The sequence below is a fragment of the Vibrio sp. 970 genome (assembly GCF_033339075.1).
In genome coordinates, this window is the sequence record NZ_JAWOTW010000122.1 from 1 (window position 1) to 948 (window position 948).

General features: G+C 41.2%; 1 pseudogene. It reads left to right on the forward strand.

Annotated elements, in window-relative coordinates:
* Positions 1-180: pseudogene (locus tag R7Q11_RS25160) on the forward strand (GGDEF domain-containing protein); the annotation flags it as partial.
* Between the last annotated feature and the right edge of the window lie 768 nt (positions 181-948).

The following is a 948-nucleotide window of genomic DNA, read 5'->3' on the forward strand; positions in this document are numbered from 1 at the left end:
ATTGGTGTAGCAGAGTTGAATTCACAACAATCCAACGCAAAAGAGCTTCTAATCGAGGCCGATAAAGCGATGTACTATTCAAAGCACTCAGGACGCAATCAAGTCACCCTAGCTTACGAAAACCTGCCAGATCTTAAGCTTTATCAAGCCGGTCACTTAAAAATACAAAGAGTTTCTTAAATATAAGTTCCCCCCTTTCTGACCGCAATAGCCTCTTTACTAAGAAACCTCCGTCCTACGCACTCCCCACAATAACATCGCTAAAAACTCACCTATCTAAAAGCCTTATAACTATTAGTAAAAAATGCTCTATATGTGTTCGCTATTTATCGACCTAAACCACCATCATTCCATCCTTAATATCGACTTTAAAAAGCTCGCAAGTCAGCAAAAATCCATTCAGATGAAAATGAGACCACTGGCCCTTGCTCATTTCAAAAATGGACACTCACGCACACAAATTGCCAGGTTTCTCAAGGTAAGCCGAACCAGTGTCAATAAGTAGGTTTAAACCTTTCTTGAAGAAGGGCTGGAAGGACGGCAAGAAAAGCCAAGAATAGGAAGACCACCATTCTTAACTTCCGAGCAAAGAGAGCTGTTGAGCCAATACATAAAAGATAAAGCCAAGGACTTTAAAATGTCAGTGTCATCAAACTTCCGCCCTATTCCCAAAACTAAACCCTATCGAACAAGTATGGCGTTGATTGAGGCAACGCTATTTAGCCAACCAATCTTTTACGGGTTACGACGACATCATCTCCAAAGTCTGCGATGCATGAAATCGGTTTTTGGCTTGCTCCAAAAGAGTCACCAAAATGCATTCGTGAAAATGGATAGACCTAACCAGTTAGTTTTCCAGATTGGAACAACCCCTCTCATTTCCAGCTTGCGCTGAAATAAAAAAGCCTCGCTATTTCTAGCGAGGCTTCTTAATTGTACAGAGAGTCA